20 protein-coding genes are annotated in these 19,573 nt (G+C 71.5%); 10 read left to right on the top strand and 10 right to left on the bottom strand.

The annotated features are described in order from the left end of the window. Positions 1 to 76: 76 nt before the first annotated feature. Complete coding sequence (locus tag ACN27A_RS08835) at positions 77 to 592, top strand: DUF421 domain-containing protein (RefSeq protein ID WP_421451291.1); 516 nt, start codon at positions 77 to 79, stop codon at positions 590 to 592. A 550-nt stretch (positions 593 to 1,142) separates the two neighbouring features. Here ACN27A_RS08835 and ACN27A_RS08830 read toward each other — a convergent pair. Next, entirely contained in the window at positions 1,143 to 1,994 is an 852-nt protein-coding gene (locus ACN27A_RS08830; protein ID WP_421451288.1) for a mechanosensitive ion channel domain-containing protein, read from the bottom strand. Positions 1,995 to 2,194: 200 nt separating this feature from the next. On the opposite strand from ACN27A_RS08830, the gene ACN27A_RS08825 reads away from it, so the two are divergent. Continuing rightward, on the top strand, positions 2,195 to 2,365 hold the full coding sequence (locus ACN27A_RS08825; RefSeq protein WP_421451285.1) for a hypothetical protein: 171 nt from the start codon (positions 2,195 to 2,197) through the stop codon (positions 2,363 to 2,365). 18 nt (positions 2,366 to 2,383) lie between these two features. Here the strand turns inward: ACN27A_RS08825 and ACN27A_RS08820 are convergent, their stop codons facing one another. Continuing rightward, positions 2,384 to 2,695 (bottom strand): hypothetical protein, encoded by a 312-nt coding sequence (locus ACN27A_RS08820; protein WP_421451283.1) that lies wholly within the window; start codon positions 2,693 to 2,695, stop codon positions 2,384 to 2,386. Positions 2,696 to 3,250: 555 nt separating this feature from the next. Between ACN27A_RS08820 and ACN27A_RS08815 the strand changes: the two genes are divergently transcribed. From ACN27A_RS08815 to ACN27A_RS08800, 4 genes are all read left to right on the top strand, one after another. Further along, positions 3,251 to 3,421 (top strand): hypothetical protein, encoded by a 171-nt coding sequence (locus ACN27A_RS08815; RefSeq protein ID WP_421451281.1) that lies wholly within the window; start codon positions 3,251 to 3,253, stop codon positions 3,419 to 3,421. A 49-nt stretch (positions 3,422 to 3,470) separates the two neighbouring features. Beyond that, entirely contained in the window at positions 3,471 to 4,319 is an 849-nt protein-coding gene (locus tag ACN27A_RS08810; protein WP_421451278.1) for an alpha/beta fold hydrolase, read from the top strand. A 546-nt stretch (positions 4,320 to 4,865) separates the two neighbouring features. Continuing rightward, positions 4,866 to 5,042 (top strand): sulfatase-like hydrolase/transferase, encoded by a 177-nt coding sequence (locus ACN27A_RS08805; protein WP_421451275.1) that lies wholly within the window; start codon positions 4,866 to 4,868, stop codon positions 5,040 to 5,042. A gap of 195 nt (positions 5,043 to 5,237) precedes the next feature. Further along, on the top strand, positions 5,238 to 5,369 hold the full coding sequence (locus ACN27A_RS08800) for a hypothetical protein (RefSeq protein WP_421451273.1): 132 nt from the start codon (positions 5,238 to 5,240) through the stop codon (positions 5,367 to 5,369). Between the two features lie 344 nt (positions 5,370 to 5,713). On the opposite strand, the gene ACN27A_RS08795 is transcribed toward ACN27A_RS08800, so the two are convergent. Continuing rightward, positions 5,714 to 6,097 (bottom strand): HAD family hydrolase, encoded by a 384-nt coding sequence (locus tag ACN27A_RS08795; RefSeq protein ID WP_421451270.1) that lies wholly within the window; start codon positions 6,095 to 6,097, stop codon positions 5,714 to 5,716. Beyond that, positions 6,084 to 6,521 (bottom strand): hypothetical protein, encoded by a 438-nt coding sequence (locus ACN27A_RS08790; RefSeq protein WP_421451268.1) that lies wholly within the window; start codon positions 6,519 to 6,521, stop codon positions 6,084 to 6,086. Before ACN27A_RS08790 ends, ACN27A_RS08795 begins: the two co-directional genes overlap by 14 nt. A 353-nt stretch (positions 6,522 to 6,874) precedes the next feature. Between ACN27A_RS08790 and ACN27A_RS08785 the strand changes: the two genes are divergently transcribed. The 3 genes from ACN27A_RS08785 (at position 6,875) to ACN27A_RS08775 (ending at position 11,195) form a co-directional block, all read left to right on the top strand. After that, a complete protein-coding gene (locus ACN27A_RS08785) occupies positions 6,875 to 8,389 on the top strand; it encodes a metallophosphoesterase family protein (protein ID WP_421451265.1) in 1,515 nt (504 codons plus the stop codon). A 247-nt stretch (positions 8,390 to 8,636) separates the two neighbouring features. Further along, positions 8,637 to 9,935: a DUF1800 domain-containing protein gene (locus tag ACN27A_RS08780; RefSeq protein ID WP_421451263.1), complete on the top strand. Its 1,299-nt coding sequence runs from the start codon at positions 8,637 to 8,639 to the stop codon at positions 9,933 to 9,935. Positions 9,936 to 9,953: 18 nt separating this feature from the next. After that, the gene (locus tag ACN27A_RS08775) at positions 9,954 to 11,195 is read left to right on the top strand and encodes a DUF1501 domain-containing protein (RefSeq protein ID WP_421451260.1); all 1,242 of its coding nucleotides are present in this window, start codon (positions 9,954 to 9,956) and stop codon (positions 11,193 to 11,195) included. A gap of 104 nt (positions 11,196 to 11,299) precedes the next feature. Here ACN27A_RS08775 and ACN27A_RS08770 read toward each other — a convergent pair whose 3' ends face one another. The 4 genes from ACN27A_RS08770 to ACN27A_RS08755 all read right to left on the bottom strand — a co-directional run bounded on the left by ACN27A_RS08770 (position 11,300) and on the right by ACN27A_RS08755 (position 16,236). Beyond that, on the bottom strand, positions 11,300 to 11,860 hold the full coding sequence (locus ACN27A_RS08770) for an STAS domain-containing protein (protein WP_421451257.1): 561 nt from the start codon (positions 11,858 to 11,860) through the stop codon (positions 11,300 to 11,302). 49 nt (positions 11,861 to 11,909) lie between these two features. Continuing rightward, complete coding sequence (locus ACN27A_RS08765; RefSeq protein WP_421451254.1) at positions 11,910 to 13,196, bottom strand: cation:proton antiporter; 1,287 nt, start codon at positions 13,194 to 13,196, stop codon at positions 11,910 to 11,912. 209 nt (positions 13,197 to 13,405) lie between these two features. Next, complete coding sequence (locus tag ACN27A_RS08760) at positions 13,406 to 15,754, bottom strand: M48 family metalloprotease (protein WP_421458406.1); 2,349 nt, start codon at positions 15,752 to 15,754, stop codon at positions 13,406 to 13,408. A 5-nt stretch (positions 15,755 to 15,759) separates the two neighbouring features. Continuing rightward, positions 15,760 to 16,236 (bottom strand): hypothetical protein, encoded by a 477-nt coding sequence (locus ACN27A_RS08755; RefSeq protein WP_421451251.1) that lies wholly within the window; start codon positions 16,234 to 16,236, stop codon positions 15,760 to 15,762. A 188-nt stretch (positions 16,237 to 16,424) separates the two neighbouring features. Here ACN27A_RS08755 and ACN27A_RS08750 point away from each other — a divergent pair, with 188 nt between their 5' ends. After that, the gene (locus tag ACN27A_RS08750; RefSeq protein ID WP_421451248.1) at positions 16,425 to 16,808 is read left to right on the top strand and encodes a hypothetical protein; all 384 of its coding nucleotides are present in this window, start codon (positions 16,425 to 16,427) and stop codon (positions 16,806 to 16,808) included. A gap of 187 nt (positions 16,809 to 16,995) precedes the next feature. Here the strand turns inward: ACN27A_RS08750 and ACN27A_RS08745 are convergent, their stop codons facing one another. Continuing rightward, on the bottom strand, positions 16,996 to 18,633 hold the full coding sequence (locus tag ACN27A_RS08745) for a hypothetical protein (RefSeq protein WP_421451245.1): 1,638 nt from the start codon (positions 18,631 to 18,633) through the stop codon (positions 16,996 to 16,998). Continuing rightward, a complete protein-coding gene (locus ACN27A_RS08740; RefSeq protein ID WP_421451242.1) occupies positions 18,630 to 19,520 on the bottom strand; it encodes an ATP-binding cassette domain-containing protein in 891 nt (296 codons plus the stop codon). The genes ACN27A_RS08745 and ACN27A_RS08740 overlap by 4 nt, the downstream gene beginning before the upstream one ends. Positions 19,521 to 19,573 lie beyond the last annotated feature (53 nt).

Genomic DNA, 19,573 nt, shown 5'->3' with positions numbered 1-19,573 from the left:
CGCTGTGGGCACCGACGCAAGCGCTCGTTGGGCCACCCTCCGTGTGCCAGGCGGACATCGCGGGTACGGCACTGCGATGGTGCTGAAGAACCCCGCCGACCTGCTCCGGCTGCTCGTCGTCGCCATGGTCGTCTACCCGGTGCTGGTTTTGATCCTTCGGCTGTCCGGTAAACGAACCCTGTCCAAGCTCAACGCGTTCGATCTGGTGGTCACTGTCGCGTTGGGGTCCACCCTGGCCACGATCCTGCTGTCGCGCGACGTCTCCCTGGTGGAGGGAATCCTCGCGCTGACGCTGCTGGTGGCGTTGCAGTACGCGGTCGCGCTGCTCGGCGTGCGCTGGCCGCCGGCGCAGCGGATGCTCAAGGCACAACCGACGATCCTGCTACGCGACGGGCAACTGCGGCACGCCACCATGCGGCGCTGTAGAGTCACGGAGGGTGAGGTCCGGCAGGCCGCTCGTAGCCAGGGGATGGGCGACCTCCACGACCTCGCCGCGGTGGTGTTGGAGACCGACGGAAGTTTCAGCGTCCTGACCAGGTCACGGCTGGGCGACGGCAGCAGCCTCGCCGACGCCGTCGACCACGGTCGGTAGCGAAGCGCGGACCAGGGGTGCTGGCGGCGTCGGCGCGGCAGAAGCAGGGCTTGCCCGTGGTCTCGGCTGGTGAACTCGCTCCGATCGCCCGACATGGCTCTCCACCGTCGGCCTGCTCGGCGGAGTTGCATCGCAGGGGGCTGTCGACGGCCGGCGGCGGTAGCCGACGCTCGATCGCGGACCGATGAACGGGAAGCGCGACGTTCGCGTGGTCGCGCAGGACGGCATCCAACATCGCGTGACGCGCGGCTGCTGGCTGGCGACGAGTCGAATGTCGTCGATGACAATGGTCAAGAGGGTGCCGTACGGAAGGCCGTCGACGCGCACGCGTACCGTCCGTCGTCGTTCGCGGACCACGTGGGCCGGACGGGGCAGGCCACCAGCCGGTGCGGGGGAGTCGCCGAGCCCTCGCCAGCTCCGTCGCAGCGGTGGTGGGCTGGTGCGGTTCGTCGTCGCCGCGGGAGCGGCGCAGCCGGGGCAGCATCGCGCCGGAACGGCTGCCGATCATCGTGATCCGGCAGGGTAGCCGGTACGCCCGGCGGTAAACGCCTCACCGGCGCCCATCCGAGGCGGCGCCGGTGGCCGTCGCCTGGGGCGGGCGGACGGTGATGTCCTGCGTCACCGACGCCACCCGTATGCCGTTCTCGGCGAAGCGGTCCAGCACCCGCCGGGTTACCTGGTCCTTCACCTGTCGGGCGGCGCGTACCGGCACGACGAACCGTGCGGACAGCTCGACCCAGTTGGGCGTGGCGCGGACGAACACGCGCGGATCGACCTCCGCCTCGGCGACCGGGTAACGATGGCGCATCTGGTCGATGGCCCGCCGCGCCTCAACCGTTGACGAGGCGCTTTCGGCCTCCTCGCACAGGATGCGTTCCGCCAGGTGCCAGTCCGCCTCGTAGGGGACGGGCAGGGTCAGCTCCTCCCACAGGTGGTCCAGCACGGTGCTGCTGTTGTAGACCGGCGTGCTGAACACGAAGCGGTTGGACAGGGAGACCACCCGCCCGGTGTACTGGCGGCCGCGGATCCAGGACTCCGGGTCGGAGGAGGAGCCGCTTTCCAGGATGCGGGTGCGTAGCGGGGTGATATCCAGGACGTCGCCGCGTACCCCGCACATCTGTATCCGGTCGCCGACGCGGAACTGCCGCCCGGTCAGGATGCTGACCCACCCCGCGAACGCGCCGATGACCTCCTGCATGGCCAGCGCGAGACCGGCGGCGAGCAGGCCGAAGACCACACCGACCCGACCGGCGAACGGCCGCCACAGCAGCGCCAGCGCGAACAGCAACGCCACGACGGTGAGGTAGTGCACCGCCTTTCGCAGGTAATAGCGATTGGTGGTGTCAGCTATGCGCAGGGTGGCGACGCGGCCGAACACGGCGGCGAGCACGATGGCCAGCACGATCAGGACGACGCTGGTCACGAGGCGACCGCTCACGCTGCTCGTGTCCCAGACTGCCTCCAGGAACCGATCCATGCTGCTCGCCCATCGTCCCCGGCGGTGACCGGCCGGTGTCCGTCGCGTCGCTCCCACCATAGGTTGCCGCAGGCGGCGGAATCCCGGAAACGTCTGGTGCGGGGGAGAGGCTAGCGGGAAGGCTGATGGAGGTCGGCGCCGATCGCGGCGCGGATGACGGTGAAGCCGGCGCAACCCGTCTGGCCGACGAGCCCGAGCAGGCCGACGCCGCGGGCGCCGACACCGACCAGCAGCTGCTTCTTCGACGAGTGGGCGGCCGGAAGACCGCTCGGGTCGGCACGCCGCGCAGGGCCTGACCGCCGCGTCGGGGTGGCTCAATCCCGGACCGTCAACTCCTGCGCGACGAGCGCCCGCCCACCCTCGAAGGCCCGGTACGGTCCCGGAGACCCGAGGCGGTAGCGGTCGCTCAGGTCTCGGTGGGAAAACCGGACCACGGTGCCCCGCACGGTCACGAGCTGTGGCGGAGCCGGCACCGACGCGCCCGTCGTCAACACGAGCAGGGTCCCGTCGGTCAGGTCGGCGTCGCGTACGACGAACGCGGTGTCGGTGATGACCCGGTCGACGGCGGCGGTCACGGTGAGCCTGTCGCCCACCTCCGCCCGGGCGACCGTGCCGGATCGGGTCATGGGCAAGGGCTCGGGGCTTGGCCGCGGACCCGCGGGTGGGCTCGTACATCCCGTGACGAGCAGGACCGCCACCGGGAGGACCGTCAGCGTCGGACGCATCCGGTCGTGCCATCCACCCATCGTCGAACCTCCTCTCCGTCGTGTCGCCTGTCGAAGAACTTCCCCGGCATGTGACGGCACCACCGCGAACCCATGACGGTTGTGTGACGATCCCCGCTGCTGGCGAGAGTGCGACTGAGCAGGAGTTTGGATCACCGGCGCCGGGTAACGCCCTGCGTCGACGGAAACATCGGCGCGACCGGAACGAAAGCTAGCCACGACCGCGCCGACGCCGGGCGACGATCACCATGCGACTCCTGCACCAGCGCTACCGGCTCGACGAACCGGTCGGGCAGGGTGGCATGGCGGTGTTCTGGCGCGCTTTCGAGCTGCGGTTAAGCGTACGGTCGCCGTGAAGATGCTCTCCGGGGAGTTACTGGACGACCCGGCGGCGCGGGGGCGGCTGCGCGGTGAGGCGCTCGCCGCGGCGGGGCTCGACAACCCCATGTCGCCGGCGTGTACGACTACGGCGAGCAGCGGCGCCTGGGTAGGCGACCAGCGCCCTTCCTGGTCATGGAGTTCGTCGACGGCGAGACTCTGGCCACCCGCCTGCGCCGGTCCGGACGGCTGCCCTGGTCCGAGGTCGCCGGATCGGCGCCGGTGCGCCCGACGCTCGAGCCGGGGTGAGCGGCGGGATAAGGACGCGGACGCCCACGGCTGAGGGAAGGATGGTGGCATGACCGAGTTCGACCAGTTGGAGACTCCCCGAGGTGCGTTCGGGGTACGTCGGTTCGGCCACGACGGCCCACAGGTCGTCTGCCTGCACGGCTTCCCCGACGACGCGTCGACCTACGACGCCCTGGCGGGCAGCCTCGCCTCCGCCGGTTACCGCGTCACGGCGGTCAACCTTCGCGGCTACGCACCCTCCACACTTGAGGGTCCGCTGGATCTCGACGTCCTCGCCGCGGACCTACTCGCCGTCATCGACAAGCTGTCGCCCGACCGCCCGGTCCACTTCGTCGGCCACGACTTCGGGGCACAACTCGCCTACCCGGCCTTGGCCCGCGCACCCCGGCGGATCGCCTCCGCGGTGCTGTTCGCCGGCGCGCACCCGGCGTACGCCCGACGCAACGCCCGACGCTCCCCGCGACAGCTGTGGGCCAGCCGCTACATCGTCTTCTTCCAGTTCGCCACCTACGCCGACCGGCGCGTGGCCCGCGATGACTTCGCCTACATCGACCGACTCTGGCGACGCTGGGCCCGCGGCTTCACCCCGTCTGCGGCACACCTCGCCCACGTCAAGCGCACCCTCGCCGCGAGCATGCCCGCGCCCGTGGCGATGTACCGGGCCGGCGGATTCGCCGTACCCGAGGACCCGATCGCCGTGCCCACCTTCTATGTGACCGGGGCGGACGACGGATGCGCGCTACCGCACCTCGCCGACGGCCAGGGCGCCCTGTTCACCGACGACTACAAGGCCGAGGTATGGGAACGAACCGGCCACTTTCCGCACCTCGAGCAACCCGAACGCGCCGCCACCGCCGTACTCGGATGGATCAGACGCCACGGCGACACCGCGACCTGAGCCGGTTGGCGATCGGGTGCTCGATCGGCGCCGGACGCCGCGACGAAGCCGGCCGGACCGGGCCCGCGACGTCCGGAACCGCGGATCCGAGGCCCGCTATTCCTACCAAGTGAGTGGGATACTGCCATGGGCGACTTTCGATGCTCTACTCAGTGGCATGCGAAGCGGATCCGTCCTCACGAGGCGGCTACACGTGGATCTGATGCGGGTCGGTGTTGCCCGCTGTCGCATCGGCTGAGCACCCGACACCGGCTGCTCCGACGCCGTAATCCCCCTCCCGGCACGGTCGCCCGGCCCGTCGACGCGGGCCCGCGAACGACGTCGCCCTGCGCCCAGAAGGAGTTCCCTGTCCACAGGTGCCCGCCGCCACCGCCGTATCGCCGCCCTGCTCGCCCTGGTCGGCATCGCCACGACGGCGGTGACCAGCACCGCCCGGGCGTCGACCAGCGCCGCGAGCACGTCGGTCGGCGTCGCCACGGCCAAGCCCAACGTCGTCGTCATCATGGTCGACGGCATGAACGTGTCCGCCCTGCCGTACCGCCCAAGGTGCGGTCGCTGCTCGCCACTGCGGGCACCACCTTCGACAACAGTGTGGTGTCCTATCCCCTGTGCTGCCCGTCCCGCAGCACGTTCCTGACCGGGCAGTACGCCCACAACCACGGCGTGCTGGGCAACCAGCCGCCGGACGGCGGTACTACAAGCTGCCCACCGAACCCGCGATGACAGCGGTACCGGACCACCGGCGTACCGGGGTGGATCCGGCGGTCGCCGAGCACGCGGGGGAGGAGGATCTGCGGGCGCTGTTCGGGCAGCCCATCGCTGTCTTCGCGTCGCTGGCGGGGCCGGCGCACCTGGTGGAGACGGCGAACCCGGCGTTCTTCGCCACCATCGGGCAGGAGCGGGGTCGACGGCAAGGCCGTGGACGAGGTGCAGAGCCCGCCGTTCCGCGAACAACCTGCGCGCCGCGTGCAGGTCACCGCGGTCCGCTACCAGGGGATCATTCACGATTTCGTGATGCTTAACGCCCTGACCGGGACCGGCGCCGCTTAGGCCGCCATCAACCAGGCCGTCGCGTTCCTGCGCGCCGCCCTGCGACAGGAGCACTGCAGTGGCACACCGCCGCCAGTCATCACGGCAGGTGAACGGCACGGTTCATTCCGCCCCTTTCACCGACGGCGGCGGATCAGCGATCGCGCTTACGGAACATCCCGAGGGCCAACGGCACGCCGACGACTCCCGCCAACAAGGCGACACACACACCGATCCAGAGCGCTGGGGTCATGACCCGTGAATTGCCCATCTACCGGAACCGGCAAACGGCGGCCACGGCGCGTCAACGACCATCAGGATGGGGATCCCCGTCCAACGTCACCGGAGTCCCCCGCGGCAGCCCATCAGCGACGATATGCGCGGTGTCGCGGCACCAGTGCAGGCTCTCCACCGGTGTCTGCCACCGGAAGCGGCCGAGGGTTCGCATGGCGGCCAGCCCGATGACAGTGCAAGCCAGCAGCACGGTGACGTGCCGCCGTCGGCTGATCCCAGCCGATCCTGCGATCGCCACGCCTCACGCACTCGCGGGGCGCGGGTGAACGCGGCGCAGGAGCGTCGTTGACGCCGTCACCGACCATCGCCACCCGCAGTCCGCGCTTCTGCAGTTCGGCTACGGCGTCGTCCTTGTCCGCCGGCAGCACCTCGGCGAACACCCCGTCCTCATCCGGGCGGAAGCCGAGATCGGCTGCGACCGCCTCGGCGACCGAGCGGGCGTCACCCGTGATCATCGCGATCTTGCGGATGCCCTGCCTCCGCAATCGGCGACGGCCTGTCGGGCCTCGGGACGGACCTGGTCTTCGAGGGCCAGGGCGCCGACCACGCTGGCCTGGTCGATCTCGGCGCGCACCCCACGGCCGGGCAGTGACCGGAACCCCGTCGCGGTGCGCCGTACGCTCTGGTCAGCGGCGGCGGTGACGATGGCCCGGGCGAGGGGTGCTCGCTGTCGGCCTCCACCGCCGCCGCAACGGCCAACACGTCGGCCTCGCTGCTGCCGGCGGTCGCGGCGACGCCGGAGACGACGTGTTCGCCGCGGGGCAGGGTGCCGGTCTTGTCGAACAGCACGGTGTCGGCGATGCGCATCCGTTCCAGGGCGAGGCGGTCCTTGACCAGGATGCCGCCCTTGGCCGTGACAGCGGTCGACAGCGCGATCACCGGCGGGATCGCCAGGCCCAGGGCGTGTGGGCAGGGGGTGTTAGGTCGTGATGGACCGTCGTGGTGCGTCGTTCGTCCGCCCGCGCCGGAGACAGGGTGATCGCAGCTCCGCGCCTGCCGGACTGTCGGAGCTCGGAGTGGACCTGGCCGGTCCGCGGTCGTCCAGGTAGCGTGGCAGCCGCAGGGATTGTTGCATACATGCAGGTTCTGGGTAAGTCCGCGGAGACGCAAGGCGTGTGTCCGGTCAGCACCGCAGTCGGTGCTGCGCTTCCGGCCGCCCCTCCCGAGCTACAGATCGGATCCCGACCGTGACCCGACACTCCGGTGCTCGTCGATCGCGCCACCGCGACGTGATGTCGATCCTGAAAGGCATCGGGCCCGGTATGTCTCGACTCGTGCTCTCGCGATGGGTCAGGCGGCTCATGGCCGGGGCCGCGCTCGTGGCCGTCACCGCCATAGGCGTCACGGTCGGTGTCCTGCTGGGCGGCCGGGGCGAGAGCGACGTGGGCCCGTTCCGGGTCGCGTTCCACATGACCGTCGCCACCGACGGAGGCACCGAGGTGGCAGTGCCACCCCTGGGATCACTCTTCCTCGACAGCCACGAGGGCCCGGCTCAGCTGACCGTACGCCTCGACTCACTGGACCAACGACGGACCGAGGCGCTGATCAACGATCCCGCGGCTCTCGCCCGTGCCGGGGAGAGCGCACCGCAGGACCTCCGGGACGCGCTGGTGCGCCTCGGGCTGCGTACGCTCGGGGTGGCTGTCCTGGCCTCGATGCTACTCGCGGCCGTGACCTTCCGGTCGCTCCGTCGGGTCGCCTGGTCCGGCGGGCTGGCGCTGCTGATCACCGGCGGTACCCTCGGCACCGCCGCCGCGACGCTGCGACCGCAGGCGTTGGCGGAGCCGCGCTACGAGGGGCTGCTGGCCAACGCACCCGCGTTGATCGGCGACGCGCAGCGGATTGCCGACGACTACGGCCGGTACGCCGAGCAGCTGCAACGGCTGGTGGGTAACGTCGGCAAGCTGTACGCCAGCGTGTCCAGCCTGCCCATCTACCAGGCGTCCCCGGACACCACTCGACTGCTGCACGTCTCGGACCTGCATCTCAACCCGGCCGCCTGGCCGGTGATCAGGACCGTCGTCGAGCAGTACGACATCGACGCGGTGATCGACACCGGCGACATCACCGACTGGGGCAGCGAACCCGAGGCGAACTACGTCTCCATGATCGGTCAGCTCGATGTGCCCTACGTATACATCCGCGGCAACCACGATTCGCCCCGCACCGCTGCCGCCGTAGCCAGCCAGCCCAACGCGGTCGTGCTCGACAACTCCGTCACCCTCGTCGCGGGGCTCAGAATCGCGGGTATCGCCGATCCCCGCTTCACTCCCGACAAACGGGACGAGGCCGCCGGTCCCTGGGACGAGCCGCCGACGACGGTCGAGGGCACCGGGGAACGCCTCGCCGCCACGATCCGGGCCCAGGACGCGCCCGTGGACATCGCGCTGGTGCACGACCCGGCTTCCGCCGCTGCGCTCAACGGTGTCACGCCGATCGTGCTGGCGGGGCACACGCACCGCCGCGAGGTGACGGCGCTGCCACCCACCGGTGAGGTGACCACGCGACTGGCCGTGCAGGGGTCCACTGGTGGGGCGGGGCTGCGAGGGCTCGAGGGCGAAGAGCCGACGCCACTGGCCATGTCGGTGCTCTACTTCGGCGCGGACCGGCAGCTCAAGGCGTACGACGACATCCGGATCGGCGGGACCGGCACCGCACAGGTCAGCCTTGACCGGAAGGTGATCGACGCCGCGGTCAGTGCGCCGGCTGCCACGCCCGGCCTCACGAGCCGCCCCGGTGACCGCTAGGCACACCACCGCTGAACCCGCCGGCACCTGCGGCCCGGCGTATCCGGCAGGTCACGAGCGCGCTGTCGCTGCGGCCGAACGGATCCGAACCCAGCGACTCAGGCGAGACCGGGATAGAGCCCGTTCGGGGTGTTGTCACGGAAGGGCTGGTCGAACAGGACCGTCTCGTGCGGGGAGGCCCGGCTCATACCGCACCCGTACCGGGCATTTACCGGTCTCGAACATGGTTCGGCTAGTGTCGGCTGACATGACTGAGCGGGAAGCGGTGGCGCACCTGTTGCGTCGGGCGACGTTCGGGCCGACTGCTGACGAGGTGGACGACGCGGTGCGGGCCGGGGTGGCGGGCACTCTTGACCGATTGCTGGCGCCGCCCGGCGACGTCCAGGGCGGGACGGCCATCCCGTTGCCGAACCTTGGTTCTGACCCGGCCGCGCGGCTGACGCGGGATTCCACTCGGGAGCAGCGTCAGCAGGCCAACCAGCAGCGCCGGGAGCAGACGCTGCGGCTGATCCGCTGGTGGCTGGACCGGATGGTCACCGCCGGGAACCAACTTGACGAGAAGCTGCTCTTCTTCTGGCACGGGCACTGGGCCACGAGCGAGCGGAAGGTCAGGTCCGCCTCCCTGATGCTCCGCCACCTGGAGACGCTGCGGCGCCACGGGCGGGGACCGTTGCCGCCGCTGGTGGACGCGATGGTCCGGGATCCGGCGTTGATCCTCTGGCTCGACGGACAGCGGAACACCCGTAGGGCGCCCAACGAGAACCTGGCCCGTGAGCTGATGGAACTGTTCACCCTCGGCCATGGCAACGGCTACACCGAAGCGGACGTGAAGCAGGGCGCGCGGGCGCTCACCGGCTGGGTGGTGGACCGTGGTGCCGGGGCGGCCCGGTTCGAACCCCGTCGACACGATTCCGGCGCGAAGACGATCCTCGGCCAGCGTGCCGACTTCGACGCCGCGTCGTACGCGATGCTGCTGGCGCGGCGGCCGGAGACGGCGCGGTTCGTGGCCGGCCGGCTCTGGTTCCGTTTCGCCGGAGCGCAGGAGCCGCCGGCCGACCTGGCCGGCCCGGACACGGCGACCACGCTGCGCCGGATCTTCACCGCCCCGGCCTTCGCACAGACCCGGGACACCCTGGTCAAGCAGCCGGTCGAGTGGCTGGTCGGCGCGCTGCGACAGCTCGGCGTACGGCCCGCGGACCTGCCCGAGGATGTCCAGCAGCGACTGCTCGCCGGCCTGAGCGCGATGGACCAGGTGCCGCTGCGGCCACCGAGCGTCGGCGGCTGGCCAGCGGGAACCGCCTGGCTCACCACTTCCTCGGTGCAGGCCAAGCTGCGCCTGGCCGACACGGTCGCAGGCGCGGCAGCGCGAGCGGTGCTGGCCCGGTTGACGGCCGCGCCACCTGCCGGTCGCCCGGACGCGCTGGCCCGGCTGTTGGTGGTCGACGGCTGGAGCGGCCGTACCCGGGCCGCCCTGACCCCGCTGGCCGACCAACCGCGCAAGCTGATCGTGGCCGGTCTGGTCAGCCCCGAGTACGCGGTCTGCTGACCGAGAGGAGACGAGAGCATGGACACCCTGACCCGACGGCGTTTCCTGGTGGCCAGTGGGGTGGTCGGCGCGAGCGGCCTGGCGGCCGGGGCTACCGGGTACCGCCTCAGCGATCTGCTCGCCACTTCGGGCGACCGGGACCCGCAGGCACGTACCCTGGTGCTGGTCACCCTCTACGGCGGCAACGACGGCCTGAACACGGTCGTCCCGTACGCCGACCCCGCCTACCGCGACGCCCGGCCCGAGCTGGCGTACACCGCAGAGCAGGTCAAGCGGCTGACCGACGAGGTCGGGCTCAATCCGGCGCTCACCGGCCTGCACCGGCTGCACGGCGAGGGCCGGCTGGCGGTGATCCGGGGCGTCGGCTACCCGAAGCCGGACCGCAGTCACTTCCGCTCGATGGACATCTGGCAGACCGCCGAACCCGAGCGGCCCGGCAACACCGGATGGCTCGGGCGTTGGCTCGACCGGGCCGGAGGCGACCCCCGGCTCGCGGTCTCCTTCGAACCGGCGATGCCGCCGCTGCTGGCCGGGGAGCGCGGTGCGGGAGCGTCGGTGCCGGTGACCGAACGCAAGGCGTCCCGGGTGCTGCCGGAGGCCACGATCGCCGACCTCGCCGCCGCCGCGCCGGAGGACACTCCGGCCCGGGCCCGTGCGGCGGCGTGCTTCGCCGACCTGCGCAGCGTCGATCAGATGATCCGCGAGGTACGCGACGCCGAGGCGGCGGCCGACCAGGAACCGGACGGCGAAGCCGCCCCGGCCACCGCGACCGGTGGCTCCCGTACCCCGCTCGACGCCCAACTGGACCTGGTGGCCCAGTGTGTCGAGGCCGAGGTCTCGACCCGGGTCTTCTCGGTGTCCCTGGGCGGTTTCGACACCCATGCCGACGAGAAGCAACTACAGGAGGTCCTGCTCGGGCAGGTGGACCGGGCGGTCAGCGGCTTCGTGGACCGGATGGCGCGGACCGAGGCAGGGCGAAAGGTGGTGGTGGTCGTCTACTCCGAGTTCGGCCGCCGCGTACGGGCGAACGCCTCGGACGGCACCGACCACGGCACCGCCTCGAACATGCTGCTGCTCGGCTCCGGGGTACGCGGCGGGATCTACGGCGAAGCGCCGAGCCTCACCGACCTCGACGACGGCGACCTCAAATTCACCACCGACTTCCGGGACACCTACGCCACGCTGCTGGAACGGGTGCTCGACACCGACCCAGGCGACGTGCTTAGCGGCTGGCGTGGCCGTATCGGCGGCGTTCTCTGAGCCTCGGGCGATCCCGCCGGCCCCAGCGGTAGGACACCGCGGCGGTCGTCGGTCATCACCGCCGACTGCCCACTCTTCGAGCGCGGCAGTCGGCGGTGGAACCTTCAGAGCCTGGCCGGACCCGCGTGCTTGACACGGGCTCTGCCCAGGGCGACCAGCGCCGGCGCCGCTGTCCGCGGCTCGTTCTCTGGCGCCGGGTCGCGCGTAGCCGGCGGGCTTTCGCCGACGATCGGGAGGACCTGCGTCAGGCGGGTATGGTGCAGGATACGCTGGATGCGGTGGTTCGGGTTACGCACGACGAGGACCCCGTTGGTGGAGGTCAGGCGTCGGTGCACGTCGAGCAGCAGGCCGATGGCGGCGGCATCGATGTATCGGCACCCTGCCAGGTCGACCACGACCTGCTCGGGGCGCAGGGCCAACAGCCGGTCGAACACGGCTCCGGTTTCCGGCAGGCAGGCCAGGTCGAGCTGAGTGAGGCGTACCTCCACCAGCGGCAGCGCGTACGACGCAGGTGTCAGTGGTCCCGTCACGATCGCATCCTTCCCCTCGTGGCCCGGTGACCTGTCACCGTGCCAGAGGGGCTTGGCGACCATCGCGCGGCCCCGTGACAGTCGCATGACGAATCGCAGCCCGGCGGACGCGACCGGCTGGGTGGCAGCGGCCACGGAGAGAATGCTGGTACGACGGCCGGAGGATGGTCGAGGAGAACCGGGATCAGCCGTTCGGCGGGGCGCCCTGGTCCCGTTCGTCACCGGGTTGGTCGGAGAGAGGTAGAGCTGCTTCGGAGGTGCTGTCGCGACCGCGCCGCCGTGCGCGTCGTAGTGCGCCGTGCCAGTTCGGGGTTTCTCGGCCTTCGTCGAAGGCTCGGGCGACGAGGACGTCGGTCGATGAGTGCGCCATGATCGAGATGACGATCGTCAGTGCCACGAGGTGGAACACCTCGTCTGCGGCGGCGATGCCGGATTCCAGGACGAGCAGCCCGTAGACCACTGATGCGAAGCCCTTGGGGCCGAACCACATCGCGGCAGCCTGCTCGCGTAGGCCGAGCCCCGAGCGGAGGAACGATATCCCCAGGGCGACCGGCCGGGCCACCACGATCGCGAGTACCGCGAACACCCATCCGGTCCAGGAGATCTCGCCGAGGAACTTCACCGAGATCAGCGCCCCGAACACCAGGAGCGCGGCGAGCTTCAGCAGTTCGGCGACGTTCTCCCCGAAATGTTCGAAGGTGGCCCGCTGTCGAGGTCCGAAGGTGGCCACGGTGATCCCGGCGGCGAACGCGGCCAGGAAGAGGTTGCCGTGGGTGGCCTTGCCCAACGCCAGCACCAGCAGCCCGATCGCGACCCCGTTGAGGGGGGCGTAGGCGGCCGAGGCGGCGAACCAACGGGTTCGTTCCAGCGCGATCGCCGCCAGCGGCACCAGCACACCGATCAGCAGTCCGAGCGCCAGTTCCGTGGTGAGCTCACCGAGATGCAGGTCGTCGGAACCGGCGGCCACGGCGAGCAGCAGCACCACGAACGGCAGCGCCAGGCCGTCGTTGACCCCGGACTCGACGTTGAGCAGGTGCCGTAACCGGGCGGGGACCTTGTCGTTGCCGACCAGCGCGGCGGCGAACACCGGGTCGGTCGGAGCGAGGATCGCGCCGATCAGGAGGGCTTCGGGCCAGTCCAGCCCGGCGACGTAGTGCGCCAGCGCCGCGGTGATCAGCAGGGTCAGCGGCAGGCCCCAGCCGAGTGCCCGTCCCGGTAGCCGCCAGGCCGAGCGCAGGTCGGCCCAGCCGACCCGCATGCCGTCGGTGAACAGCACGGCGAACAACGCGAGTTCCGCGAGTTGGGCCACGATCGGTGAGTCGGCCCGCAGGTGCAGCACGCCGGTGGTGTCCTCACCCAGGACGAACCCGGCCACCAGGAACAGAGCCGCCGTGGAGAGGATCGTCCGGTGGGCCAGCGCCGACACCAGCACGGCAGCCAGCAGGACGACGGCGAAGCAGAGCAGCAGCACGGAGGCCTCCGGTGGGAACGGTTCGTCACGGTGCCGACCAGACTTCCCGGCGCTCCACAGATCGCAGCGATCATAGCGGGCCTTCTACGACGCCGCACCGACACGGTGACGGCGACCACGGCCGGGACCGGGCCGCGCGGGTTGAACGCCGGTGGGAGAATTCGACACTCGCTGACCAGCGACCCTGTCCGGGGGGTGACGGTTCGTGATCAGCGCAGACCACCGCGAAGCCAGGTCCCGTAGGCCGGCTCCCACATTCCCCACACCAGCGCCGCGGTCACCGCGATCAGTAACGCGAGGCCGGTGACGGCCGAGGCTGTCGCCACCGGGCTCAGCGCGACGGCAACGCCGTGACGGCTCGGGCGTCGGGCACCGCGAGCGGTGACGGCCAGCACCAGCGGAACCGCGACGAACAATCCCTGTACCAGGGTCCAGTGCGCGGTCAGCGCCATGCCGTTGAGGTCCAGCCCCGGGCGGCACAGCCCCACCCCGGTCAGGCAGCGCACCGGGCCCGCCACCCACCAGATGGCGGCGGTGGCGACCAGGGCTGTCACGTTCGCGGCCAGTAGTGCCCGGGCCGGCCGCTGCGATCCCGGGCCGGCCACCACCACGGCCATCACGACCGCCACGAGCAGCGAGCCCACGGCGATGGTGGTGTTGTCGAGGACGGTGCTGAACGAGATCTCGGAGCTTGCGGGGACGGCCCGGCGCACGTCGGCCGAGATCATTACCCGAGCCGCCACGGGAAGCAGGGCACCCACCAGCCCGGCCAGGACTCCGCCGCCGAGCCCGACGAGGGCGGCCCGGAGCCACCCCGTCGTCGGGGCGACGCGGTGGAGAAGGACCGCAGGGACCAGCCAGAGCGCGGTCAGGGTCGGCAGGGTGAGCACGTTGGCGACGAAATGGTGCGCAGGCCCGAGGTCGGCTGTGCTCAGCCTCGCGGTCACCGCGTACCAGCCGCCACCGTCGGCCGGGGCCGGCCCCGGGGCGAGCGCGAATCCGAACGGGATGAGGCTGTACGGTAGCCAGACCGCCACCCCGACAGCGCCGGTCAGAGCGGCGGCGCCCAGGACCGCTGGGGGTGTCTGTCGGGCGGCTGCGCGGGAGCCGTCGCCCGCCGCGACGGCCCGGGCGATCGAGTCGGTCCAGGCGGCGAGCACCACCGCCGCCAGGGCGAGCACCAACGCGGCGACCGTCGTGGAGGCCGGGCCGGACGTGCCGACCGAGCCGGGTTGACCGGTCACGCCGCGCAGCGACACCTGCATCCCGGCCAGGTATGCCCCGACGAGGACCAGCGGAGCGGTGAGCCAGAACGGGATCCGGTACGCCGCCACGGGCGCCACCATCGCTGTCCGTGCCGCCCGCCAGACGCCGAGCGCGAGAAGCACGCCCAGCCACGGGCCGACGGCCGCACCGAGTAGGGCGGTGCCGAGCAGCGGGTCCAGCCCGAGGCCGACACCCGCCGCCAGTGTCGTGTTCGCCGTCAGAATGCCCGCGGGTAGACCGGCGGCGACCATGTTCCAGTGGGTTGGCATGCCGACGCCGACGACATCGCGCAGCGCGCGGACGCGCTTCTCCGGTGACGGATGGGTGCCCCACCGGGCGAGCGGTCCGCGCGGCGCCGGCAGCCGCGAGAGCGTCTTGAGCAGCGCGCCGCCGGGCCCGTCGACGTGTGCGGCCAGGGCGTCGGCGTCGATCTCCCGGGCGCGCAGCACGGCGTTGCGCAGCAGGTAGACGAGACAGGTGAGGACGAGCAGCGAGCCGAGCAGGCGGACGTTGCCGGTCACCCCGGCCAAGGTGGCCCGCCAGGACCACGCCGTCGGGGCGACGAGAAGGCTCGGATGCAGCACCAGCACCATCGGCGGCAGCACGGCCACGAGCAGGAACGCCCGCCACACCGCGATCGTCAGGTAGGTGACGTCGACATCCCGGTTGCGCAGGTGCGCCAGCTCGTGCGCCACCACGGCCCGGAAGACCGACGGTTCGGTGGCGCGCAGCACCAGCAGACCCGCGTCCAGCTGAATGCGTCGTCGACCTGGCAGGCCGAACGCTTGACCGCTCGGAGTGCCCCGCCGCGGCGCGAACCACCACTGCGGCGCCCGGGCCAGTCCCGTCGCCCGTTCGAGCCTCGCCAGTTCCCGACCCAGGCCGGGAACCCAACCCGGGTCGAGCACCCTCGACCGGTTCCGCCGGATGATCCACCACGGGTGGGCGACATACATGACGACGGCCACCAGGGCCAGCGCCCCGACCCCGACACCCGTTACGACGATGGTCCTGAGCAGGGCTGGCCGGAGACAGGACCGGTAGCTGGCCTGTGCCGCGTCGCGCCGGGCGACATCGTCAGCGCCGCCCTCGGCGGCCAGCCGGGCGACCTCCGCGTCGAAGGCGGTGGCGCAGTTGGTCAGCCCCGAGTGCAGAGACGCCTCCCGGCCGGGCATCTGCAGGTCGATGGCGAAGAAGACGAGCAGGGCGGTGGCGAAGACCGCGCCCACCAGCAGCGCGAAATAGGCAGCCGGCGCCCCCGGCGCCACCCGGCGGGCGGTCATGGACGCCACGCGGGTCAACGGGGCTCGTCGGCGAGTCGCCCCTGTCCCACCACGGCATCGGCGATCAGGGCAGCACGCGCCGGCTCGACGCCCCCGCGCACGGCGACCCGCTCGACGATCCGCCGTACCTCGGCCCACTCAGCCGAGGTCAGCTCGATCGGCGGCGCGTCCACCGCCGGCGGTTCGTCCCGGAAGACGCGGCGCAGCGCGACCGCCGTCACCTGCTGCCCCCTGCGCATCCCCCGCTCCACCACGTAACGCACGACCTCGGTCATCGCCGCCAGCGCCACCGGGGTCAGCAGGACCAGCACCTCGGGCAACCCGAACCCGAGCGGATCCGAACGCCGGGATCCCGAACGGCCGTATGCGCGGGGGTCGGCAAAGTGTGCCTCGCTCAGCAGCGGGAACAGCTCCGTCTCGGCGGGTGAGAACTGTTCGACCAGGGGCCTGGCGAGATCGACAAGCAAAGATCGGTCCGACTCGGGACGCACATGCCCTCCCCGTCACCGCCAGTGTTCGTTCGGACACGACCACTGTAGGCCCTGACCGCACCGTTCAGCCGACCGCAGGCCGGCGGCAGGTAACCGCGAAAGGCCCGCCGCACTCGCCCGTTTGGTCGATCGTGGCTGCGGGTACAGCGCGGCGGCACAGGTCCGACCATGGGAGGCTGCTAGTGATCATGGCGTTACTGCTCGACCTCGCCAACATCGTCGGCGGCTTCCTGCTCGCTGTGGGGCTGTTGCGGCTGATACCGCGAATCGGCGGCGACCTGAGCCGCCTCGCCGACCGGGGACACCCGATCGCCTGGGTGGTCGGCATCGTCGCGCTCGTGACCGGCGGCTACTACCTCATCGTCCACCTGATATCCGGTCCCCGGGTGTTCCACTTCGAGGTGGTGGGAATCGGCATCGGACTCGCCCTGCTGTGGAACCGGCTGACCGGGCGGTCGGCACCGCGCGGCGAACGGTCGGAGGCGCCGACCGGCGCCCACCTGCTGCTCGCGGTGTTCGGCCTCATCGCGATGGTCGTGGGAATCCAGGGACTCTTCACCGCAGACGGCTGACCGGCGAACACCGGCGAGCAGCGCTGCCCGTTCCAGTCCGCCACCATGGCCCCGGACAACAGGTCGACGCCTGGATCGACCGTGCCCGGCACACCGGTATTTCGAATACCGGGGCTCCAGCGCCGGCCTGATCAGCCACCACGCCGCCGTCGTCGTCACAGGGCGGGGTCGGTCGTGAGGTGGCAGTTCAGGTGCGCAGGTCGCGGTGCTGGTATCCGGTGGCGCCAAGGACGGCGAGTGCGGTGGCAGCGGTGAGCATGCCGATGACTCCGGGCCAGTTGGGTGCGGTGTCGAGCACTGGGGCGAGGTGTGTGAAGGGGGACAGCGCGCCGATCCAGTGGGGGGCGTCGGTGCTGTCGGCGACGACCTGGAGGAGGAAACCGCCTGCAGCGGGTAGGGCGCCGACGAGCGCGACGGCGCGGGGCAGCCAGCCGAGCGCGAAGATCGCGGCCCCGAGACTGAGCGCCGCTATCGGTAGGACGTTCGCCGCGCCCGCGAGTGCCGCTGCGAGGTGCAGGGGTGCGCCTACTGCTGTCGCTCCGATCCACGTGGCCAGCCCGGCCGTGGTGGCGAGTGCCGCGGCACCGGTGGCGGCGGTGACGGCTTCGGCGGTGAGGAGTCGGAGCCGGGTGACGGGTCCGGTGTAGATGAGGGTGAGCCGGCGGTCGGCTTCGGCGGTGGCGATGGTGGCGACGTGGACGGCGGTGAAGATCCCGGCCGGGATGGCGAGCAGCGCGTACATGGCCGCCACGTAGCCCTCGACCGAGCCGAGTCCGGCGAACCCGGCCTGCGCGGCGAGGTCGGCGAACCGCGGGTTGTCGGCGAGGAAGTCGGTCATGGATACCGCGAGCAGCCCGATGAGCAGGAAGTAGGCGCCGACACCGGCGGTCCAGCCGGCGAGCGGGCGTAGCAGGCGCCGCAGAGCGAACGCGGGGATCGAGCCGAGCAGCCGCAGCCGTGGCGCGCGGCTGGTGCGTGGTGCGAGCCAGCCGCCCCGCACGTCGCGGCTCGCGGCCGCCGCGGGAATGATGGCGAGTACGGCGGAAGCGGCCAGGGCCAGCACGACCAGCGGGAGGATCCGGTTGTCGTGGTACGGCCGGGAGAGCGCGGTGAGGCCGAACGGGGACAGCCAGCGCAGCCACCCGAGTGCGTCGACACCGTCACCGATCATGCGCAGGAGCAGCCCGACGCCGAGCAGCGCGACGGTGGCGCCGCTCGCGGCGGCGCGGTTCGGGAAGGCCTGTGCCGCGAGGGTTCCGGCCGCGGCGAAGAACACGCCGATCAGCGCGAGACCGGCGCCGTGCAGGACGGCGCCAGCAGGTGGGGTGCCGGCGGCGGTGAGGGCGGTCGCGGTGGCGAACCCGACGAGCAGCGCGGCGGTGACGATCACGGTGGCGTGGCGCATCACGATGCTGGACAGGGGGACCTTGCCGGCCAGCAGCAGGTCCCAGTGGCCGGCGTCTTCGGCGCCGCGGGTGATCCGGGTGGCGGTGAGCAGCGCCCAGACCCCGACCAGGACGGCGAGGATGGTGCCGGTGCGCCACACGGTGAAGCCGCCGGCGGAGTCGAGGGCGACCGGCTGACCGAACAGGGTACGGATCGCCGGGTTCTCGGCCAGTGCGGCGAGGGCGTCGGCGTCCATGGCGTCGCCGACGGTGCTGGCGTAGGTGGTGGCGACCATCGCCGACATGCCGCTGACGAGGACGATGACGATGAGCGCTCCGCGCCGCATCTGGCGGACAGCCAGCCAGGTCACCGCGTTCCTCGCGTTGGCGTCCCCGGCTGCCCGGGCGGCCTGCGGGGCCCGGGCGTCGACGGCGGTCACCGGGACACCTCGTTGTAGTAGTCGAGGAAGATCTCCTCGAGTGTCGGCTCGTGGATCGTCAGCGAGGTCACGTCCGCTGTGGCCAGTGCCCGCAGGGCCGGCGCGGGCGGGCCGGTGAGGGCGAACCGTAGCCGCGCGGGCCCGACCCGTTCCACCGCCTCGACACCCGGCACCTCGTCCAGCCCGGGTGCGGTGCCGGCGAAGGTGACCTCGACCTGGCCGCGGTGCAGCCGTCGGAGGTCCGCGACGTCGGCGATCTCCACGAGCTTGCCGGCGCGGAGGATCGCGACCCGGTCGCACACGGCTTCGACCTCGGCGAGTTGGTGGGAGCTGAGGAACACCGTCTGCCCCCGCTCGCGGGCCTGCGCCACCGCCTGTTGGAACTCCCGTTCCATCAACGGGTCCAGGCCGCTGGTCGGCTCGTCGAAGACCAGCAGGGGGGCGCGGGTGGCGAAGGCCGCCACCAGCGCCACCTTCTGCCGGTTCCCGGTCGAGTACGTCCGGCCGGGTTTCGACACGTCCAGCGCGAACCGCTCGACCAACTCGTCACGGTAGCCCCGGTCCACACCGGGACCGGTGCGACCCAGCAGCTCCAAGGTCTCGGCACCGGTCAGCTGCGGCCACAACGCCACGTCGGCGGGCACGTACGCCAACGACCGGTGTGCGGTGCGTACGTCCTGGGCGTCGGTGTCGAAGATCCGGGCGTGCCCCGCGGTCGGTCGGGCCATGCCGAGCAGCAGGCGGATGGTGGTCGACTTGCCGGCACCGTTCGGGCCGAGGAACCCGAACACCGACCCGGCGGGCACGGCGAGGTCGAGCGCGTCGAGCGCGAGGAGCCGCCCGTACCGTTTGGTGAGACCTTCGGTGTGAACAGCGAACGCATCCATGGGAGCCCTCTTCGGTCGACGTGACATGACGACTGCCGACCAGACTTCCCGGC

Source organism: Micromonospora sp. WMMD737 (assembly GCF_049179055.1).
GTDB lineage: Bacteria > Actinomycetota > Actinomycetes > Mycobacteriales > Micromonosporaceae > Micromonospora > Micromonospora reichwaldensis.
This window is presented reverse-complemented; position numbering and strand designations above follow the sequence as displayed.